This window comes from Ramlibacter sp. MAHUQ-53 (assembly GCF_052600055.1).
Window position 1 is genome coordinate 120452 of sequence record NZ_JBQWTS010000008.1, and the last position, 16700, is coordinate 137151.

At 69.5% G+C, this 16700-nt stretch carries 17 protein-coding genes; 8 read left to right on the top strand and 9 right to left on the bottom strand.

All coding sequences use genetic code 11. The features are described 5' to 3' along the window. Nucleotide 1: 1 nt before the first annotated feature. The 7 genes from ACT80S_RS13390 to ACT80S_RS13420 form a co-directional block, all read right to left on the bottom strand. Nucleotides 2-2383 carry a VCBS domain-containing protein gene (locus tag ACT80S_RS13390; protein ID WP_377416552.1) on the bottom strand — a complete coding sequence of 794 codons (2382 nt, stop codon included), beginning with the start codon at nt 2381-2383 and terminating at the stop codon, nt 2-4. Between the two features lie 89 nt (nt 2384-2472). After that, entirely contained in the window at nt 2473-3837 is a 1365-nt protein-coding gene (locus tag ACT80S_RS13395) for a calcium-binding protein (protein WP_377416554.1), read from the bottom strand. Between the two features lie 127 nt (nt 3838-3964). After that, nucleotides 3965-5305 carry a tRNA (N6-isopentenyl adenosine(37)-C2)-methylthiotransferase MiaB gene (gene miaB / locus ACT80S_RS13400; RefSeq protein WP_377416556.1) on the bottom strand — a complete coding sequence of 447 codons (1341 nt, stop codon included), beginning with the start codon at nt 5303-5305 and terminating at the stop codon, nt 3965-3967. A gap of 60 nt (nt 5306-5365) precedes the next feature. Further along, nucleotides 5366-5695 carry a hypothetical protein gene (locus tag ACT80S_RS13405; protein WP_377416558.1) on the bottom strand — a complete coding sequence of 110 codons (330 nt, stop codon included), beginning with the start codon at nt 5693-5695 and terminating at the stop codon, nt 5366-5368. A gap of 91 nt (nt 5696-5786) precedes the next feature. Beyond that, nucleotides 5787-6572: a fumarylacetoacetate hydrolase family protein gene (locus tag ACT80S_RS13410; protein WP_377416560.1), complete on the bottom strand. Its 786-nt coding sequence runs from the start codon at nt 6570-6572 to the stop codon at nt 5787-5789. Between the two features lie 85 nt (nt 6573-6657). Then, nucleotides 6658-7353: a hypothetical protein gene (locus ACT80S_RS13415; RefSeq protein WP_377416562.1), complete on the bottom strand. Its 696-nt coding sequence runs from the start codon at nt 7351-7353 to the stop codon at nt 6658-6660. Nucleotides 7354-7373: 20 nt separating this feature from the next. Next, nucleotides 7374-7904 (bottom strand): hypothetical protein, encoded by a 531-nt coding sequence (locus ACT80S_RS13420; RefSeq protein WP_377416564.1) that lies wholly within the window; start codon nt 7902-7904, stop codon nt 7374-7376. 145 nt (nt 7905-8049) lie between these two features. Here ACT80S_RS13420 and ACT80S_RS13425 point away from each other — a divergent pair, with 145 nt between their 5' ends. After that, nucleotides 8050-8925 carry a carbonic anhydrase gene (locus ACT80S_RS13425; protein WP_377416566.1) on the top strand — a complete coding sequence of 292 codons (876 nt, stop codon included), beginning with the start codon at nt 8050-8052 and terminating at the stop codon, nt 8923-8925. An 80-nt stretch (nt 8926-9005) separates the two neighbouring features. Here the strand turns inward: ACT80S_RS13425 and ACT80S_RS13430 are convergent, their stop codons facing one another. Together ACT80S_RS13430 and ACT80S_RS13435 are read right to left on the bottom strand one after the other, a co-directional pair. Beyond that, complete coding sequence (locus ACT80S_RS13430) at nt 9006-9401, bottom strand: surface-adhesin E family protein (protein WP_377416568.1); 396 nt, start codon at nt 9399-9401, stop codon at nt 9006-9008. 11 nt (nt 9402-9412) lie between these two features. Next, nucleotides 9413-10336, bottom strand: a complete 924-nt coding sequence (locus ACT80S_RS13435) for a lipid II:glycine glycyltransferase FemX (RefSeq protein ID WP_377416784.1) — start codon at nt 10334-10336, stop codon at nt 9413-9415. Nucleotides 10337-10417: 81 nt separating this feature from the next. Between ACT80S_RS13435 and ACT80S_RS13440 the strand changes: the two genes are divergently transcribed. From ACT80S_RS13440 to ACT80S_RS13470, 7 genes are all read left to right on the top strand, one after another. Then, nucleotides 10418-10609, top strand: coding sequence for a hypothetical protein (locus ACT80S_RS13440; RefSeq protein WP_377416570.1), 192 nt, complete (start codon nt 10418-10420; stop codon nt 10607-10609). 15 nt (nt 10610-10624) lie between these two features. Then, on the top strand, nt 10625-11488 hold the full coding sequence (gene motA, locus ACT80S_RS13445; protein WP_377416572.1) for a flagellar motor stator protein MotA: 864 nt from the start codon (nt 10625-10627) through the stop codon (nt 11486-11488). Continuing rightward, a complete protein-coding gene (locus ACT80S_RS13450; RefSeq protein ID WP_377416574.1) occupies nt 11488-12438 on the top strand; it encodes a flagellar motor protein MotB in 951 nt (316 codons plus the stop codon). The genes motA and ACT80S_RS13450 overlap by 1 nt, the downstream gene beginning before the upstream one ends. An 88-nt stretch (nt 12439-12526) precedes the next feature. Continuing rightward, a complete protein-coding gene (locus ACT80S_RS13455; RefSeq protein WP_377416576.1) occupies nt 12527-13117 on the top strand; it encodes a carboxymuconolactone decarboxylase family protein in 591 nt (196 codons plus the stop codon). A 23-nt stretch (nt 13118-13140) separates the two neighbouring features. After that, nucleotides 13141-14343, top strand: a complete 1203-nt coding sequence (locus tag ACT80S_RS13460; protein WP_377416578.1) for an MFS transporter — start codon at nt 13141-13143, stop codon at nt 14341-14343. Nucleotides 14344-14391: 48 nt separating this feature from the next. Further along, the gene (locus tag ACT80S_RS13465) at nt 14392-15681 is read left to right on the top strand and encodes an MmgE/PrpD family protein (protein ID WP_377416580.1); all 1290 of its coding nucleotides are present in this window, start codon (nt 14392-14394) and stop codon (nt 15679-15681) included. Between the two features lie 29 nt (nt 15682-15710). Continuing rightward, entirely contained in the window at nt 15711-16697 is a 987-nt protein-coding gene (locus ACT80S_RS13470) for a Bug family tripartite tricarboxylate transporter substrate binding protein (RefSeq protein WP_377416582.1), read from the top strand. Nucleotides 16698-16700 lie beyond the last annotated feature (3 nt).

Sequence of the window (16700 nt, forward strand, 5' to 3'; positions counted from 1 at the left end):
CTCAGGCCACGAAGAAGGTGTCCGCGGTGACCCAGGCCGTGAACGGGTTCGCCACCGTCGCGACCAGCACCGCCGGCGCGTTCGGGGGGCCGAAGAACCCGCTGCTGCCGTCCGGGTCGTAGTAGACGGCGCCCGAGGCCCCGTCGTAGACGATGCCGGCCATGCCCTGTGCCAGGGGGGCGAACGGGTTGTCCGAGAACTGCGAGGCGGTCAGCGTCCCGGAGGTGGCGAATTCGGTGAAGTAGGCCGCGTCCAGTTGGATACGGGTGCCCAAGGTCACTCCGTGGAGGATGTCCACCCCTTGACGCGTCAGGACGCCGACGCTGGCTTCGCCCAGGAACAGGGCATCGTCGCCGAGGCCCCCGACCAGGACGTCGTTGCCCGTGTCGGCGTAGAGAACGTCGTCCCCCGCCTGGCCCCAGATCACGTCATCTCCGTCGCCGCCGTGCACGGTGTCATTGCCCAGGCCGGCAAAGACCACATCGTTGCCCCCGAGGGCATTGATGTTTTCGCCGAAGTCGGTGCCGGTCAGGAGGTCGTCGCCCTCGGTACCCACGAGGGGTGCGGCCGCGTCCTCGATCCCGTGGAGCGTGACTGTGACCGTGCCGTAGGTGCCGCCGGAACCCAGGTCGCCGAACGCGCCGAAATTCATGGTCTCGTATACCGTCGTGTTGCCAAGAGCCAGGGTGAGCACCGGGTCCGGCGTGTAGGTCCAGTGGCCGTCGGTCTCCAGTGCAAAGGCGCCATAGGCGGCATCCATGCTCCGGATACCGAGCAGATAGCCGTCCCCGTCGATGTCCGTGATCGTGATCTGGCCCTCCACGGGCGGGTCGTCCTCGCTGAGTTCACCGGTCAGGGTGCCTCTCACCTGCGCGGGATCGTCGCGCCCCTCCACGTGGACGTTGATCGGAATGCTGAGGGAGCCGTCATACGATACGGCCATGTAGTGCTCGTCGACCGATTGACCCAAGGGCAGCGCCTGGGCGCGCGCGTCCAGGGTGTAAGTCCAGGTACTCGAGGTACGGTCATAGGCGAAGGAGCCGACCTGGCCGTCTTCCAGGCCGGTGACCCGGAACGTGCTCTCGTCGGCCCCGTCCGGATCGCCCAGGATGGCGAACCAGGTCAACGCGGCGGTGTCGTCCTCGGTGATCGCGCCGCTGAAACCCGTGGCCGGGTCGAAGTCCGCAATATCGGTGGCTAGGAACGGGGGCTCGTTGACGGTTGCGCCGCCGCCTTCGTTGGCGCCGTCGAGGGTGACCTGGATCGCGAAGCTCCCGAGGTGGGGGTCGGTGCTGCCCAGGAGCTGCACCTCGAAGTTCAGCGGCAGGCTCTGCCCGTCGTTCATCCCCAGCTCCTCGACGGCTGACGCGTCGACGGTGTAGGTCCACTGGAAGCTGAGCGTGTCGGGGGTCAGGACCCGGGTCACCGCAAGGGTGCCGGGTGCGCCGGCGGGGGCGATGATCTCGCCGATCTGGATGTCCAGCATCAGGTCCGGGTCCGTCAGGGTGAACGCGCCCGAAGCGACCTGCTGGCCCTGCGGGTTGATGCCCACGCCCTCGACGATATGGCCCTCGAGATCGGCCGCCGTGACCACGGGCCTGTCATCGGTGCCCGTGATTGTGACCGTCACGAGTTGCTCGGTGTCGTCGGCGGCCTTGGCGATGAAACTGTCCGTGAGCTGCAGGCCGCCGGTCATCCAGTCCATGGAGTCGTAGGTGGTGTAGGTCCAGGCGCCATCGGCCTGGAGCGTGAAGAAGCCATGACCGCCGGAGCCGGCCACGTGAGCCTGGGCCTGGAAGGTGTCCTGGCCCTCCGGGTCGCTGATGGTGAGCAGGCCGCCGGTGTGCATGACGGCGTTGGTCTCGGTCACCGCGCCCGCGATGGCGCCGCCGATCGCGGCTGGCTGGTCCTGCGCCTGGCCCTCGCCGGTCACGATGAAGTTGATGGTGGCGTAGCTGAGGGTGCCGTTGCCAAGCTGGATCGCATAGACGAAGGAGCCGCGCAGCGTCTGGTCCGCGGTGAGGTCCGCGAGCCCGCCAGCGCCCATCGCTCCGCTCAGGTCGACCTCGACCTTGCCGTTGCAGGTGCGGACCAGGATGTCGTGGTAGGCGGGCGTATCCTCGCCCTGGGTCCACAACGCGATCCGCGCCGTTTCCCAGGCGCCTGCCGCGTCTCGCTGCAGCAGCTCGGTCAGGCCGTCCATGTCGCCGTCGACCGAGTACAGGGTCTTGCCATTGCCGCCCAGGTCGTTGGCCATCACGTCAAGGGTGATGACCTCGCGGGTGGGGTCGTAGAGAACGCTCTCGAGGAGCTGCGACTCTGTGAATCCGTAGGTGTCGGTCGTTGCCTGCGGGGTATTGGTGTACGAGGTGGTTGTGGCCATGATCGCTCCGGTACGTGGGTGAAAGTTCGACCCGCCGGCCCCGGTGCTGCCCGGGACTGGATCGGATCACGGGGGACTGCGGGGGAGACTCAGGCGACCTGGAAGTCGAGGTCGCTCAGGCTGGCCGGCACGCCGACCAGCCCGTCGGATTGCAGTCGCGCGAAGGCCACGGGACTTTCGGGGCCGTCGAAGCCGTCGAGGTCCACCGAGAGCCAGCCCGTGCTGCTGTCGTAGAAGATGTAGTTGCCCACCAGCACCTCGTTCAGCCCGCCGAGCGGTGCGAAGGCGGAGCCGGGCGCGGTGCTGAGGCGGATCCTGTCGAGGCCCGGCTCGAACCCGTTGATGAAGGCCTTGTCCGTGCCGAGAAAGCCCGCCGCGATGTCGATCGCGTAGGTGTCGTTGCCCGCGTTCCCGTACACGAAATCGATGCCGCCCCCCGTGCTCAGGAGGTCATCGCCGTCGCCGCCCTCGAGGAAATCGTTACCGGCTTCGCCATACAGGGCGTCGTTGCCATCGATGCCCGTGAGGCTGTCGTCGCCATCGCCGCCGCGCAGGGTGTCGTTGCCGCCCAATCCCGCGACGTTGTTGTTGCCGGGCCCGCAGAGGATCAGGTCGTCGTTCGCCCCCCCGTTGTAGACGGAGTCGTTGGTGCGCACGGCGCGGTCCTGCAGCACGACTTCCACCAGGGCCTGGGTGCCATCCTGGGTGGTGACGGTCAGCGTTTCACGGAAGCTGGCATGGTCGTAGTCGAAGGGGACGGCCGCCTGCGGTGCGAGGTCGTAGCGCCAGGTGGCCGAATCCGGGCTCAGGTGGACGGTGAAGGTCCCGAACTGGGTCTGCGTCGAGTAGCCGGTGAACGCCGCCTGGCCGAGGTCCGGGTCCGTGACGGTGAGCGGCGCGCCCTGCGTGTAGGTGGGGTCCGTGGGCGAGACATACATGCCGAACTGCCCGGCGTTGGCCACGAAGGCGGGGTCGTCCTCGCCGGCCAGCGTGAACGTCACCCGGTTCCAGCTCAGGGTGCCGTCCGCCATCTGGATCGCGTAGCTGAAGGAGTCGCTCAGGCGGTCGGCGCTGGTCAGTTGGTCGAGGGTGCGGCCCGCCAGCCAGGGATCCAGGTCCAGCTGGACCTGGTTGTCGTAGATGCGAACCCTGTTGATCCCCGCGGTCGACTCCCAGCCCGAGACGGTGTGGCCGTCCACCACCGAGGTCACATCGCCTGCCTGCAGGTCGGACTGGGTGTTGCCCAGGCCGTCGTCCAGGGCGTAGAGCGTGCGCATCCCGCCCTTGGGCAGGTTCAGGTCGTTCGCAAGCACGTTGATCGTGACGACCTGACGGCCGTCGGGCGTGGTGCCGAAGGCGCCGCTGCCATCCAGGCTGGACTCGGTATGGGACACCGTATCCAAGGTGGCGTAGACCTTCTTGGCGTACCTCGGGGGGCTGGGTGAACGTGCCATGACGTCGACCTCCTGCATGGATGAGTACTAAGGACCCATTTTTAGGTCGGCTCATCCGCCAATTCAAGGAAAAAATTAAATCCTTGTGGCTACAGTCCTGGGCCCTGCACCCAGCCCGGTGCCGGGGTCAGGCGCTGGTATCGGCGTTGACCACGGCTTCACCCCTCAGCGAATGCGGCAGCGCCTCGGTGATCGTCACGTCCACCATCTGCCCGATCAGCCGGGCCGGCCCCTTGAAGTTCACCACCCGGTTGCACTCGGTGCGCCCGGCCAGCTCACTGGCGTCCTTGCGCGCGGGGCGCTCGACCAGGATCCGCTGCACCGTGCCGACCCGGCTGGCGCTGATGCGGCGCACGTTCTCCTCGATCACCGCCTGCAGGTGCTGCAGTCGCTTCAGCTTCACCTGCTGCGGGGTGTCGTCCTGCAGGTTGGCGGCCGGGGTGCCCGGGCGCGGGCTGAAGATGAAGCTGAAGCTGGTGTCGTAGCCCACGTCCTCGATCAGCTTCATCATCTTCTGGAAGTCGTCCTCGGTCTCGCCGGGGAAGCCCACGATGAAGTCGCTGGACATGGACATCTGCGGCCGGATCGCCCGCAGCTTGCGGATCGTGCTCTTGTACTCCATGGCGGTGTAGCCCCGCTTCATCGCCATGAGGATGCGGTCGCTGCCATGCTGCACCGGCAGGTGCAGGTGGCTCACCAGCTTGGGCACCTTCGCATAGGTGTCGATCAGGCGCTGGGTGAACTCGTTGGGGTGGCTCGTCGTGTAGCGGATCCGCTCGATGCCAGGGATCTCGGCGATGTATTCAATGAGCAAGGCGAAGTCGGCGATGTCGCTGGTGTCGCCCATCTTCCCGCGGTAGGCGTTCACGTTCTGCCCCAGCAGCGTCACCTCGCGCACGCCCTGGTCCGCCAGACCGGCGACTTCGGCGAGCACGTCCTCGAATGGGCGCGAGACCTCCTCGCCGCGGGTGTAGGGCACCACGCAGTAGCTGCAGTACTTGCTGCAGCCTTCCATGATGGAGACGAAGGCCGAGGGGCCGTCCACCCGCGCCGGCGGCAAGTGGTCGAACTTCTCGATCTCGGGGAAGCTGATGTCCACCTGCGAGGCCTTCTCGCGCTCGCGGCGCGCCAGCATCTCGGGCAGGCGGTGCAGAGTCTGCGGGCCGAACACCAGGTCCACGTAGGGCGCGCGCTCGATGATGGCCGCGCCCTCCTGGCTGGCGACGCAGCCGCCCACCCCGATCAGCACGCCCTTGTCCTTGAGGTGCTTCACCCGGCCCAGGTCGGAGAACACCTTCTCCTGCGCCTTCTCGCGCACCGAGCAGGTGTTGAACAGGATCAGGTCGGCCTCCTCGGGGTCCTGCGTGGGCTCGTAGCCCTCGGCGGCCTTCATGACGTCGGCCATCTTGTCCGAGTCGTACTCGTTCATCTGGCAGCCGAAGGTCTTGATGAAAACTTTCTTGGCCATGGCGGCCCTCTCTCGCGAAAACAAAAAACGGGAAGGAAAACGGCAGGCGCGCGCCGCGAATCAGCGGCGCGGCAGGCGGGCGTATTCGGCCTCGGTGAGCAGCCAGACCTCGTGGACCAGGCCCAGGGTGTCGCGCCGCAAGGCGACCGGCAGGTCCTGCCCGGTGAGGGAGGCCGAGAGCACCAGCAGGTTGCGGGTGTCGCGGATGCGGGCGCCGGGCGAGAGCTGCGCGGGCTGGCCGTTGACCAGCACCTGCGGCGCCAGGGTGACGACCAGGCGCGCGGGGCGCGCGTCGGCCGGGATTTCGCGCGCCAGGGACTGCGCGAAGGCGCCGGCAGCGGCCAGCAGGGCGGAAAGGAGGATGGCGGTCGGGCGGGTCCAGCGGTTCATGGTGTTGATCCAGAGGCTGAGGGGCCTCCGCCCGGTCAGGCGAAGGCCGCCGATTTTACCGGCCGCCACCCGGCGGCGGGACCGCGGCGCCTCAGGTGATCTTCACGGACAGGTCCGGCAGGCCGTCGATGTGGCAGGCGATCACGTCCCCGCGCACCACCGGGCCCACGTTCTCGGGGGTGCCGGAGTAGATGATGTCCCCGGGCTGCAGCTCGAAGGCCGCCGAGAGCCGCGAGATCTGCTCGGCGACGTTCCAGATCATCTGGTTCAGGTTGGCGTTCTGCTTGGTCGTGCCATTGACCTTGAGCCAGATGCCGCCGCGGGTGAAGTGGCCGGTCTGCGAGGCCAGGTGCAGCGGGCCGATCGGGGCGCTGCGGTCGAAGCTCTTGCCGATCTCCCAGGGCTTCTTCTCGTCGCCCATGGCGCGCTGCAGGTCGCGGCGGGTCATGTCCAGGCCCAGCGCGTAGGCGTAGACATGGTCCAGCGCGCTGGCCACCGGGATGTCGCGCCCGCCCTTGTGCAGCGCGGCGACCAGTTCCACCTCGTAGTGGTAGTTCTTGGTCAGCGTGGGGTAGGGGTGGTCGGCCACCGTGCCGGGGGCCACGTACTGGATGGCGTCGGTGGGCTTCTGGAAGAAGAACGGCGGCTCGCGCGTCGGGTCCGAGCCCATCTCGCGGGCGTGGGCGGCGTAGTTGCGGCCGATGCAGTAGATGCGGCGCACCGGGAACATCATGTCGCTGCCGGCGATGGGCACCAGGGTCTCGGGCACGGCGAACGGCGTGCGCGCGCGCGATTGCGACTGCACCGGCAGGGCGCAGCCGGCGATCGCGCCGGCGGCCAGGGTGGCACTGGTGGTGAAGAGTCCGCGGCGGTCCATGGGGGTGTCTCCTTGTCGTTGTCGTGAGACCGGGAGTGCAGCATGGCCCCAGGGCCGCGACTGTCGTCCCCGCGACATGCGTCGCTCAGGCCGGCACCCAGCCCGCCTGCAGCCAGTGCCAGTACCCCGGCGCCAGCTGCCACGGGACCATCACCGAGCCGGCCTGCCGCGGCAGCAGTCCGCGCGTGAGGTGGTCGCGCCACTCGCCGCGCGCGCCCACCTGCCGCAGCAGGGGCTGGTCGGGCCAGGGGGCGCCGGGCGCCAGCGGCACCGGGGCGGGCTCGTCGGCCAGCGCCAGGCGGGCGCCCTCGCCCGAGAGCGCGTCATGCACGCTGCCCCAGGCCCGCCCGCGCAGGCGGCGCTGGATCTCGCCGAGGCGCGCCTCGGCGAGCGCGATGTCGCGGCAGGTCAGGGTGTACTGGCCCAGCACGTTGTCGAACAGCACCAGGGCCCGCGGGTGGGCGGCGAGCAGCCGGTCCAGGGCGCCGATCGCCTCGGTGCGGTGAAAGGTGAGGGAGATGCCCCGCTCGCGGACCACGCCGGCATGGCGCCACCGGAACAGGGGCGCGGCCGCCCACTCGAAGTCGACCGCGTCGATGCGCCGGAAGCGCCCGAGGAAGTCGTCCGGCATCATCCAGCCGGCGCTGGCGCCGAACAGGAGCAGCTCGTCGTAGCCGGGTGGCGCGGTGTGCAGCCAGTCGCGGATCGCCGCGCGGGTGCGGGCCCAGCGGGCCTGGGCGCGCCAGGCGCGCAGGTGCCAGCGCAGGTCGAACAGGACCAAGGCCGTGCCGCCGGTGCGCCTCAGAACGGCGGCTTCGTCACCTTGGCGCAGGTGCCCTTGATCAGCTTGATGCTGCGGCCGTCGTTCAGGGTCAGGGCCTGGACGAAGTCACCGGTGTCGCGGTCCACGGTGAACTGCTCCTGGGTGATCATCACGCCGAAGCGCTCGAACATCGCCGGGCGCGAGACCACCAGCTTGCGTCCCTGCTGGGACAGCGTGCCGGCGCGGCTCTCGGTGATGCTGATCTTGCCCTGGTACCAGCCGGACTTCTTGTCCAGGTCCACCTGGGCGATGGTGATGCGAGAGGGCTCGTTGCCCTGGATGCCCAGGGCCATCTGGCCCTCCACGTCCAGGTGCAGCTCGCAGATCAGGTCGACCACGCCGGTGGCCTGGTTGCCGACGCTGGTTGCGCGGGTGCGCGTGCCGCTCTCGGCGGTGACCGCGGGGGCCTCGCCGCCCTTGGAGAACATGGCCGAGAGGCCCCAGATCCCGGCCCCGGCAATGGCCGTGGCCACGGCGCCGATCGCCACGCCCGTCATCAATTTGCTCATGCTGCCCTCAAGCCTGGTGGGTTCGATCCGATCATACTGGCTCTATCCAACAATAATTCGCCCCATGCCCGGGGTGTCCGAGGGCCGGATGTACCGGCCGCCACGAAATAAATCGGACTAATTTCCAGTTTCTTGAGGTCGGACCATGTTCCTGCGAATGATCGCCATCGGCATCGTCGTCATCCTGTTCGGGGTGCTCGGCACCCTGGGCTTCGTCAACACCAAGAAAGCCGCCGACCTGAGCAAGGAGGTGGTCCTGGTCAAGAAGGAGCTCAAGGAGCACGAGGGCGAACTCCACAAGCTGCGCGAGGAGTTCGAGGCGCTGGAGAAGAAGTCGCACGGCGGCGCCCATGCCGGCCCGGTGCACTGGGGCTACGAGGGCGAGTTCGGCCCGGAGAACTGGGGCAAGCATTTCGCCACCTGCGGCAGCGGCAAGTCGCAGTCGCCGGTGGACCTCACCGGCCCGTTCGAGAAGGCCAGCCTGGCGATCAAGCCCGAGTACAAGGCCGGCGCGCTCAAGATCGTGAACAACGGCCACACCGTGCAGGTCAACGTCCCCCCGGGCAGCACGCTCAAGGTGGGCGACGAGAGCTACGACCTGCTGCAGTTCCACTTCCACCGCCCCAGCGAGGAGAAGATCGACGGCAAGCCCATGGCCATGGTGGTCCACCTGGTCCACAAGAGCGCCAGCGGCAAGCTGGCGGTGGTGGGCGTCCTGATGCGCGAGTCGGCGCAGCTCAATCGCACCCTGTGGTCGATCTGGAAGCACATGCCCAAGGAGGCCGGCCCGGAGCAGGTCGTCTCCGGCGTCTCGATCAACCCGGCCAACCTGCTGCCCGAAAGCCTGGCGCATTACAGCTATGAGGGTTCGCTGACCACCCCGCCGTGTACCGAGGGCGTGCGCTTCTTCATCATGAAGAACCCGATCGGCGTGCAGCGCGAGATGGTGGACAGCTTCCCGTTCAAGATGAACGCCCGCCCGGTGCAGCCCCTGAACGGCCGCAAGATCTCGGCCTCCTGAGGCCGGGACAGCCCGCGGGCCCGAGCGCGGTCCGTGCGGCCTGGGCGGCCTGGGCGGGTGCGGCGTCCGAGCCGTCCCCGCTACTTCCCGCAGTGGATCACGTAGGCCAGCGCGAACAGCCCGCGGCGCGGGATGTTGCGCCAGTAGCCGAACTCCTCCACCTCGTGCAGCTTCTCGCCCGTGAGCAGCGGGCCCGAGTAGCTGACCATGCGGCCGATGCGGTGCATCTTGTGCTCGCAGTCGTACTCGTTCAGGTAGCGGCGCGAGCGCACGCCGTCCGGGTCGGGGCTCTTGAGGTCCTGCAGCTCCCAGGCGCGCCACTGGTGCTCGCCGATCTGCTGCATGGAGTTCTTGTCCATGTACAGCGTGACCCGGTCGGTCTGGCCCACCTTGAACCAGGAGGCGGCGCTCGCCATCGGCCAGCCCGCGAGGGCGGCGGCGAGGGCGGCGGCGAGGACGGGGCGGCGCAGGTTCATGGACGGTATTGTCAGTAATAGGTGCCCGCCAGCGTCAACGGCTGCCCGCCCGCGCCGAGCTTGAAGCGCGAGATCCCGGGCAGGGCGCGGGTGTTGATGCCGCCCAGGTCCAGGCGCTCCAGGCCCTGCTTCTTCAGGTGCTCGATGCCGCGCCACAGCAGCAGGTTGTGCGCGTTGGCCTTGCGGCCCGCCTCGCTGGCCCAGCCCAGGTGGTAGGTGGCCACGCTGCCGTGGACCAGGAACAGCATCGCGGCCTGGGTCTCCTTGCGGGCCTGTGCGAAGCTCACCGCGAAGGCCCGCTCGCGCGAGCCGCAGGCCTCGATGTAGGCCGGCACGAACTTCGTGGGCAGGCCATGGAAGCGCTTCTCCGCGCGCTGCTGCGTCTCGCGCTCGAGCAGGCGCTGGCACTCCGGCAGGTTCGGCTCCACGCGCACCGCCAGGCCCGCATCGGCCTCGGCCTTGGCCAGGCGGTTGCGCCACTTGCCGTCGAGGTCCGCGCGCAGTTCGGGCAGCGGCCGCCGCAGGTCCAGCAGCACGGTGGAATAGCCCGTCATCACGCGCCACAGGCCGGCGGTCTCGGCGTCGGCCTGTTCGCCCGCCGGCAGGTCGGGCGAGACCAGGGTGACGCGCAGGGGGCGGGTGGGAATGGCGCGGCGCATCTCGCGCCAGGCCTGGGCCCGCAGCGCCGCGGGGGTGTCCGCGCTCCACACCGGGCCGCGGGTGCAGGAGGACAGCGAGAGGTAGCCGGCGATGCGCCGGGTCATGAACTGGGCCACGCCCAGGAGGCGCTCGCCGTCCCAGGCGCAGGCGCGATCGATGCGTACGCCCAGCGCGGTAAGCGCTTCGCCGTACGCCCAGGCCTGTTGCAGGCTGCCGTTGTACTTCTTATGGAATAGCTCCCACTTATCTCGAGGGCAGGAGTTCCATGTCACCATCATCGCTCGATAATATGCGACTACGAAATCACGGCGGGTCAAGTTATCGCTGCACCGGCCGATTCACCTGCGAGAGATGAGTTGGGTTCCGCAATGAAAGGCAGCCATGCCAAGCCCGATCGCCAGGAGTACCCGGGCGCCGGGATGACCGTCGCAGGGCTGCTTTTGTGTCTCGCTTATCTCGGGATTCCGGTGCTGGTGCTCGGGAATCTCGCCGACTTTCTCATCCAGTGGCTGTTCGGCTGGTGCGTCGGCTTCTGGTGCGTTTTCTAGTTCTGAAGGTCAGTCATGTTCTTCTTCATCGGCCTCGCGGTGGTGTTCGGCGCCGTGTTCGGCGGCTACATCGCCGCCGGCGGCAAGATGGCGCCCATCATCAAGGCGGCGCCCTTCGAGATCATCATCATCGCGGGCGCCGCCATCGGCGCCTCGCTCATGGGCAACAGCTTCCCGATCTTCAAGTCCGCCATGGGCGGCATCGGCAAGTGCATCTCGGGCTCCAAGTGGAAGCAGGCCGACTACCTGGCCGTGATGGTGCTGGTGGGCAAGCTGCTGGGGGTGATGAAGAAGGAGGGCGTGGTGGCGCTGGAAGCGCATGTGGAGAACCCCGACTCCAGCCCCATCTTCGGCGAGTTCCCCAAGCTGGCGAAGGACCACTTCATCGTGCAGATGATCTGCGACCCGCTGCGCCTGGCGGTGATCTCGCAGGGCAACCTCGAGGCCGACACCGTCGAGGACATCATGAAGACCGCGATCAAGGTCCACCACCATGACGCGCTCAAGGCCTCGGGCGCGCTGGCCGCCATCGCGGGCGGCATGCCGGCGCTGGGCATCGTGGCCTGCGTGCTGGGCGTGATCAAGACCATGGGCGCCATCGACCAGCCTCCGCCGGTGCTGGGCGCGCTGATCGGCGCCGCGCTGGTGGGCACCATGCTGGGCGTGTTCATGTCCTACGGCATGTTCGACCCGTGGGCCGGCCGGCTCACGCAGATCATCGACGAGGAAGGCCAGATCTACAACGTGATCATGCAGATGATCGTCTCCAACCTGCGCGGCTACCCGCAGCCGGTGATGATCGAGACGGCGCGGGCCTGCATCAGCCACGACAACCAGCCGAGCTTCTCCGAAGTGTTCGACGCGTTGCGAGGGGCGTGATGGCAGAGGCAGCCGCCCAGGAGAACAAGCCGGCCGGCGCCGCGGATGCGGCGGCGGCACCGGCGGAGGCGCCGGTCGCGCCCATCATCGTCAAGAAGATCATCCTCGAGGATGGCCATGGCGGGGCGCACGGCGGCGCCTGGAAGATCGCGCTGGCCGACATGATGACGGCCATGATGGCGTTCTTCCTGCTGATGTGGCTGCTGGGCGCGACGCCCGAGGACAAGCGCAAGAGCGTGGCCGACTACTTCCGGCCGGCCTCCCACAGCCAGATCAAGTTCGGCGAGCTCGCGGGCTCGGACGGCCTGTTCGGCGGCAAGTCCATCATCGACCCCGACGGCTTCCCCTTCACCGCCAAGCAGACCGCGCTGCTCGAGCGCCTGACCCCCAACTCCGAGGGCGGCACCAAGGAGGGCGAGTCCGGCACCGACGGCAAGGGCCAGGGCGTGCCGGGCGAGGACGCCAAGGCCAAGGAGGACCGCGAGAACTTCGAGAAGCTCGAGAAGGAGCTGAAGGAGAAGATCTCGCAGAACAAGGCCCTCAAGCAGATGCAGGACCAGGTGTCGATCTCGCGCGAGGCCGACGGCCTGCGCATCGACATCATCGACAAGGCCGACTACTCCATGTTCAAGCTGGGCACCAACCAGCTCGACCCGAAGGCGGCCCAGCTCCTGGGCGAGGTGGCCAAGTCCATCAAGGACCTGCCGAACAAGCTGGCCGTGCGCGGGCACACCGACAGCCTGGGCTTCGCCGCGGACAGCGGCAAGAACAACTGGACGCTGTCCACCGAGCGGGCCGACGCCACGCGCCAGCTGATGCAGCAGTCCTCGGGCCTGCCCTCCAGCCGCTTCCAGCGCATCGAGGGCGTGGCCGACACGGCGCCCTTCGTGCCGGCCAACCCGTCCGATCCGCGCAACCGGCGCGTGAGCATTACCGTCCTGAACCAGTGAGGCCGGGGCGGGGCGGGCCGCAGTCGTGTGGGAGACTGCCCGCCGCCGCCGCGCTTGGTAAGGTGCCGGTGCCAGTGCAGGAGGCGCCATGACCGAGAGACTTTCCCAGATCGCGTACGAGGACCTGCCGCCCGCCGTGCGGCCCCTGGCCGACGACATCCTCAAGGTCTCCAGCGCCGCCCTCGGAGGCCCCTACAACGCGCTGCTTCGCAGCCCCGACATGGCGCGGCGCTGCTTCGACCTGCTCGACTACCTGCGCTTTCGCACCTCGGTGGACAAGCGGCTCAACGAGCTCGCCATCCTGATCCAGGCGCGCATCGCCAACGCGCAGTACGAGTGGTGGGCCCACGAGCCGATCGCCCGCCGCGCCGGCCTGTCCGACGAGGTCATGCGCGACCTGCGCCAGTGCCGCCGCCCCACTGGCATGCAGGCCGACGAGAGCCTCGTCTACGATTACTGCACCGAGCTGACCCTCAACCACCGCGTGCCCGAAGGCCTGTGGCATGAAGCCGTCGACCGCATGGGCGAACAGGCGGTGATCGACCTCACCGTGCTGTCCGGCACTTACGTGATGGTGTCCATGGTGCTGAATGCGACGCAGGTCGGCATCCCGGGCGGCGCCGAGCCGCCCCTGCAGGAGATGGAGCCGGCGGAGATCCGCCGCCGGCTGCTCGCCTGATTGACCGTGACCCAAGGATTGGATTGAACCCGCGAACGTCCCCCGGCCCCTGGCTGCCCCTTTTCCTCACCCTCGCCATCCAGGCCATGGTCTCCATGGCCCTCATCACCCTGCCCGTCATCGCGCCGCAGGTCGCGCGCGCGCTGCGGGTCTCGCCGGCGCTGGTCGGGCCCTACGTGTCCATCACCTACCTGGCCGCCATGTTCTCCAGCCTGCTGGGGGGCATCGGCGTGCGGCGCTGGGGCGCGATCCGCGTGAGCCAGTGGGGCCTGCTGTCCTGCGCCGCCGGCCTGGTGCTGTGCGCGGTGCCCTGGCTGCCGGCGATGGCGCTGGGCGCCTTCCTGATCGGCATGGGCTATGGCCCGATCACGCCCGCCAGCTCGCACATCCTCGCGCGAACCACCTCGGCGCAACGCATGTCGCTGGTGTTCTCGGTCAAGCAGACCGGCGTCCCCATGGGCAGCGTGCTGGCTGGCGCCATCGTGCCCTCGCTGATGCTGGCCACCGGCTGGCAGGCCAGCCTGGTGGTGGTGGCGGCGGTGTGCGTGGCCTGCGCCTGGGCCAGCGAGCGCCAGCGCCCGGTGCTGGACGACGACCCGCGCGAGCACGTGCCGTTCCAGCTCACCACGCTGCTGTCGCCGGTGCGCATGGTGCTGGCGCACCGCGCGCTGGCCACCATGGCGGCCTGCTCCTTCCTGTTCTCGATGGTGCAGATGTCCCTGAGCACCTACCTGGTCACCTTCCTGAACCAGGACCTGGCCTACGGCCTGGTGGCGGCGGGCCTGGTGCTCTCGTTCGCGCAGATGGGGGGCGTGGCCGGCCGCATCGCCTGGGGCTACGTGGCCGACCGCTGGCTCGGCACCTTCGCCATGCTGATGACGCTGGCGGGGCTGATGGTGGCCTGCGCGCTGGCCACCGCCGCCTTCACGCCGGACACGCCGCGCTGGCTGGTGATCGCGGTGCTGGTGGTGTTCGGCGCCTCGGGCATCGGCTGGAACGGGGTCTACCTCGCCGAGGTGGCGCGGCGCGCGCCGCCCGGGCAGGCCGGCGTGGCCACCGGCGGCACCCTGGCCTTCACCTTCCTGGGCGTGGTGATCGGCCCGCCGGTGTTCGGCGCGCTGTCGGCGGGCTTCGGCGCCTACCGCGCCGGCTTCCTGTCGCTGGTGGTGGCCGCATCGGCCGCGGCGGTGATGCTGGTGTGGAGCCGCCGGCGCGCCGGGGCCTGAGACGCTGTGAACGAAACCGCCATTCCCGCAAGAGGAGCTTCGTCGCCCATGAACCTGGAAGCCCTGGTCGCCCGCCTGCGGTCCGCCGACCCGCAGGCGCATCCCGCGCTCGACGCGAAGCTGCGCTGGATGCTGCTGGACACCTGGGGCTGCGTCGTCGCCGGCAGCCAGGCCGCGCCCGTCGCGGCCCTGGCCTGCCAGCTGGCGCCGCCGCCGCAGCCCGGGTCGCTGCTCGAGGGCGGCGGGGCCGGCTCCCCGCAGGCGCGCGCCCTGTGGCTGGCGATGGCGGCCTGCTGGGACGAGGCCTGCGAAGGCCATGCCGGCGCGCATGGCCGGCCGGGGGTGGCGGCGCTCGCCGCGCTGCTGCCGGTCGCGGGCGGCCTGCGCTGGGGGGAGTTCCGGCGCGCCCTGCTCGTGGGCTACGAGGTCGGCGCGCGCATGGGCGCTGCGCTGCGGATCCGCCGGGGCATGCATGTCGACGGCAACTGGCCGGCGCTGGGCGCCGCCGCGGCGGTGGCCACCGCGATGGGCCTGGACGACGCCGGCGTGGCCACCGCGATCCGCCTGGCGGCCTGCCAGATGCCCCTGAGCCTGTACCGCCCGGTGCAGACCGGCGACACCGCCCGCAACACCTACCTGGGCCATGCCGCGGCCCTGGGCCAGTTCGCCGCCCTCGGCGCGGCCAGCGGCCTGACCGCGCCGCAGGATGCGGTGGACGCGTATGCGCAGGTGGGCCTCGGGCACGCGGCCGTGTCCCTGGACGAATCGCCCGCCTTCCACGTGCTGGACGCCTACTTCAAGCCCTACGCCGCGGTGCGCCACGTGCACTACGGCGCCTGGGCCGCCAGCCTGCTGCGCGAGGATCTCGGCGGGCGCCAGCCGGTGGCCATCGCGCTGGAGGTCTACGAGGAGGCCACCGTCTACTGCGGCAACCGCCAGCCGCGCACGCCGCTGCAGGCGCAGTTCTCGCTGTCCTTCGGCATCGCCGCGATGCTGCGCTGGGGCCGGCTGGACCCCTGGGTCTACCGCGACCCGCAGTTCCACGACGAGCGCCTGCGGGCGCTGGAGGCGATGGTCACCGTCTCGGTGCACCCGCAGTGGACGGCGGCCCAGCGCCGGGGGGCGGTGCTCACGCTCACGCTGGACGACGGCACGGTGCTGCGCCGCGAGGTCACCGCGGTCGCCGGGGACCCGGCGATGCCGCTGCCCGAGGCCGACCTGCGCGGCAAGTTTCTTGCGTACTGCGACAGCGGCGGCCAGGCCGGCGCGGCGCAGCGCTGGCTGGACCGGGTGCTGGGGGCGACGCCCGCGACCCCGATGGCGGCCATCGGTTTGTGAATCACTCGTTGACTGACAGGAGATCCCGCATGAATCGAAGAACCTGGAGCCTGGCCGCGGCCATCGCCTGCCTCGCCGCCAGCGCTCCCCTGACGGCCCTCGCGCAGGCCCCGGACGCCTTCCCCTCGCGCGCGGTGCGCATCGTCGTGCCGTTCCCGGCGGGCGGCGCCACCGACATCACGGCCCGCGCCGTCGCCGAGAAGCTCACGGCGAAGTGGGGCCAGCCGGTGGTGATCGACAACAAGCCGGGCGCCGGCGGCAACCTCGGCTCCGAGCTCGTGGCCAAGGCCGCGGCCGACGGCTACACCCTGGTGCTGGGGGTGACGGGGTCGCACGCGATCAACACCACCCTGTACAAGAAGATGGCCTACCACCCGCTCAACGACTTCGAGCCGTTGACGCAGGCCACGATCTACCCCAACGCGATCGTGGTGCACCCGCAGGTGCCGGCCAGCAACCTGCAGGAGCTGATCGCCCTGGTGAAGAAGGAGCCGGGGAAGTACGCCTACGGCTCGGACGGCAACGGCACCGCCTCGCACCTGGGCATGGAGATCCTCAAGTCGCGCGCCGGCATGAACCTCACGCACGTGCCCTACAAGGGCAGCGCGCCGATGATGAACGACCTGCTCGGCGGCACCCTGCCCGTGGGCATCACCGGCCTGCCGGCGGTGCAGCCCCACCTCAAGGCGGGCAAGCTGAAGCTGATCGCTCTGACCACCGCGCAGCGCGCCCCGGGCACGCCCGACTACCGCACCGTCGCCGAGCAGGGCTTCCCCGGCTATGCGGCGGCGCCCTGGGCCGGCTTCTTCGCGCCCAAGGGCACGCCCCGCGCGGTGGTGGACAAGCTGGCCAACGACCTGGCCGAGGCCCTGCGCCAGCCCGACGTGACCCAGCGCATGCTGGACCTGGGCAGCACCATCGTCGCCAGCCGGCCCGACGAATTCCGCACCTTCGTGGCGCGGCAGATCGACAGCTGGGGCGAGGGCGTTCGCCTGTCCGGCGCCACCGTGGACTGAGGG

Coding starts and splice junctions, on each gene's coding strand:
- ACT80S_RS13390 (WP_377416552.1), bottom strand. CDS start 2,383: ATGGCCACAACCACCTCGTACACCAATACCCCGCAGGCAACGACCGAC.
- ACT80S_RS13395 (WP_377416554.1), bottom strand. CDS start 3,837: ATGGCACGTTCACCCAGCCCCCCGAGGTACGCCAAGAAGGTCTACGCC.
- miaB (WP_377416556.1), bottom strand. CDS start 5,305: ATGGCCAAGAAAGTTTTCATCAAGACCTTCGGCTGCCAGATGAACGAG.
- ACT80S_RS13405 (WP_377416558.1), bottom strand. CDS start 5,695: ATGAACCGCTGGACCCGCCCGACCGCCATCCTCCTTTCCGCCCTGCTG.
- ACT80S_RS13410 (WP_377416560.1), bottom strand. CDS start 6,572: ATGGACCGCCGCGGACTCTTCACCACCAGTGCCACCCTGGCCGCCGGC.
- ACT80S_RS13420 (WP_377416564.1), bottom strand. CDS start 7,904: ATGAGCAAATTGATGACGGGCGTGGCGATCGGCGCCGTGGCCACGGCC.
- ACT80S_RS13425 (WP_377416566.1), top strand. CDS start 8,050: ATGTTCCTGCGAATGATCGCCATCGGCATCGTCGTCATCCTGTTCGGG.
- ACT80S_RS13430 (WP_377416568.1), bottom strand. CDS start 9,401: ATGAACCTGCGCCGCCCCGTCCTCGCCGCCGCCCTCGCCGCCGCCCTC.
- ACT80S_RS13435 (WP_377416784.1), bottom strand. CDS start 10,336: ATGGTGACATGGAACTCCTGCCCTCGAGATAAGTGGGAGCTATTCCAT.
- motA (WP_377416572.1), top strand. CDS start 10,625: ATGTTCTTCTTCATCGGCCTCGCGGTGGTGTTCGGCGCCGTGTTCGGC.
- ACT80S_RS13450 (WP_377416574.1), top strand. CDS start 11,488: ATGGCAGAGGCAGCCGCCCAGGAGAACAAGCCGGCCGGCGCCGCGGAT.
- ACT80S_RS13455 (WP_377416576.1), top strand. CDS start 12,527: ATGACCGAGAGACTTTCCCAGATCGCGTACGAGGACCTGCCGCCCGCC.
- ACT80S_RS13465 (WP_377416580.1), top strand. CDS start 14,392: ATGAACCTGGAAGCCCTGGTCGCCCGCCTGCGGTCCGCCGACCCGCAG.
- ACT80S_RS13470 (WP_377416582.1), top strand. CDS start 15,711: ATGAATCGAAGAACCTGGAGCCTGGCCGCGGCCATCGCCTGCCTCGCC.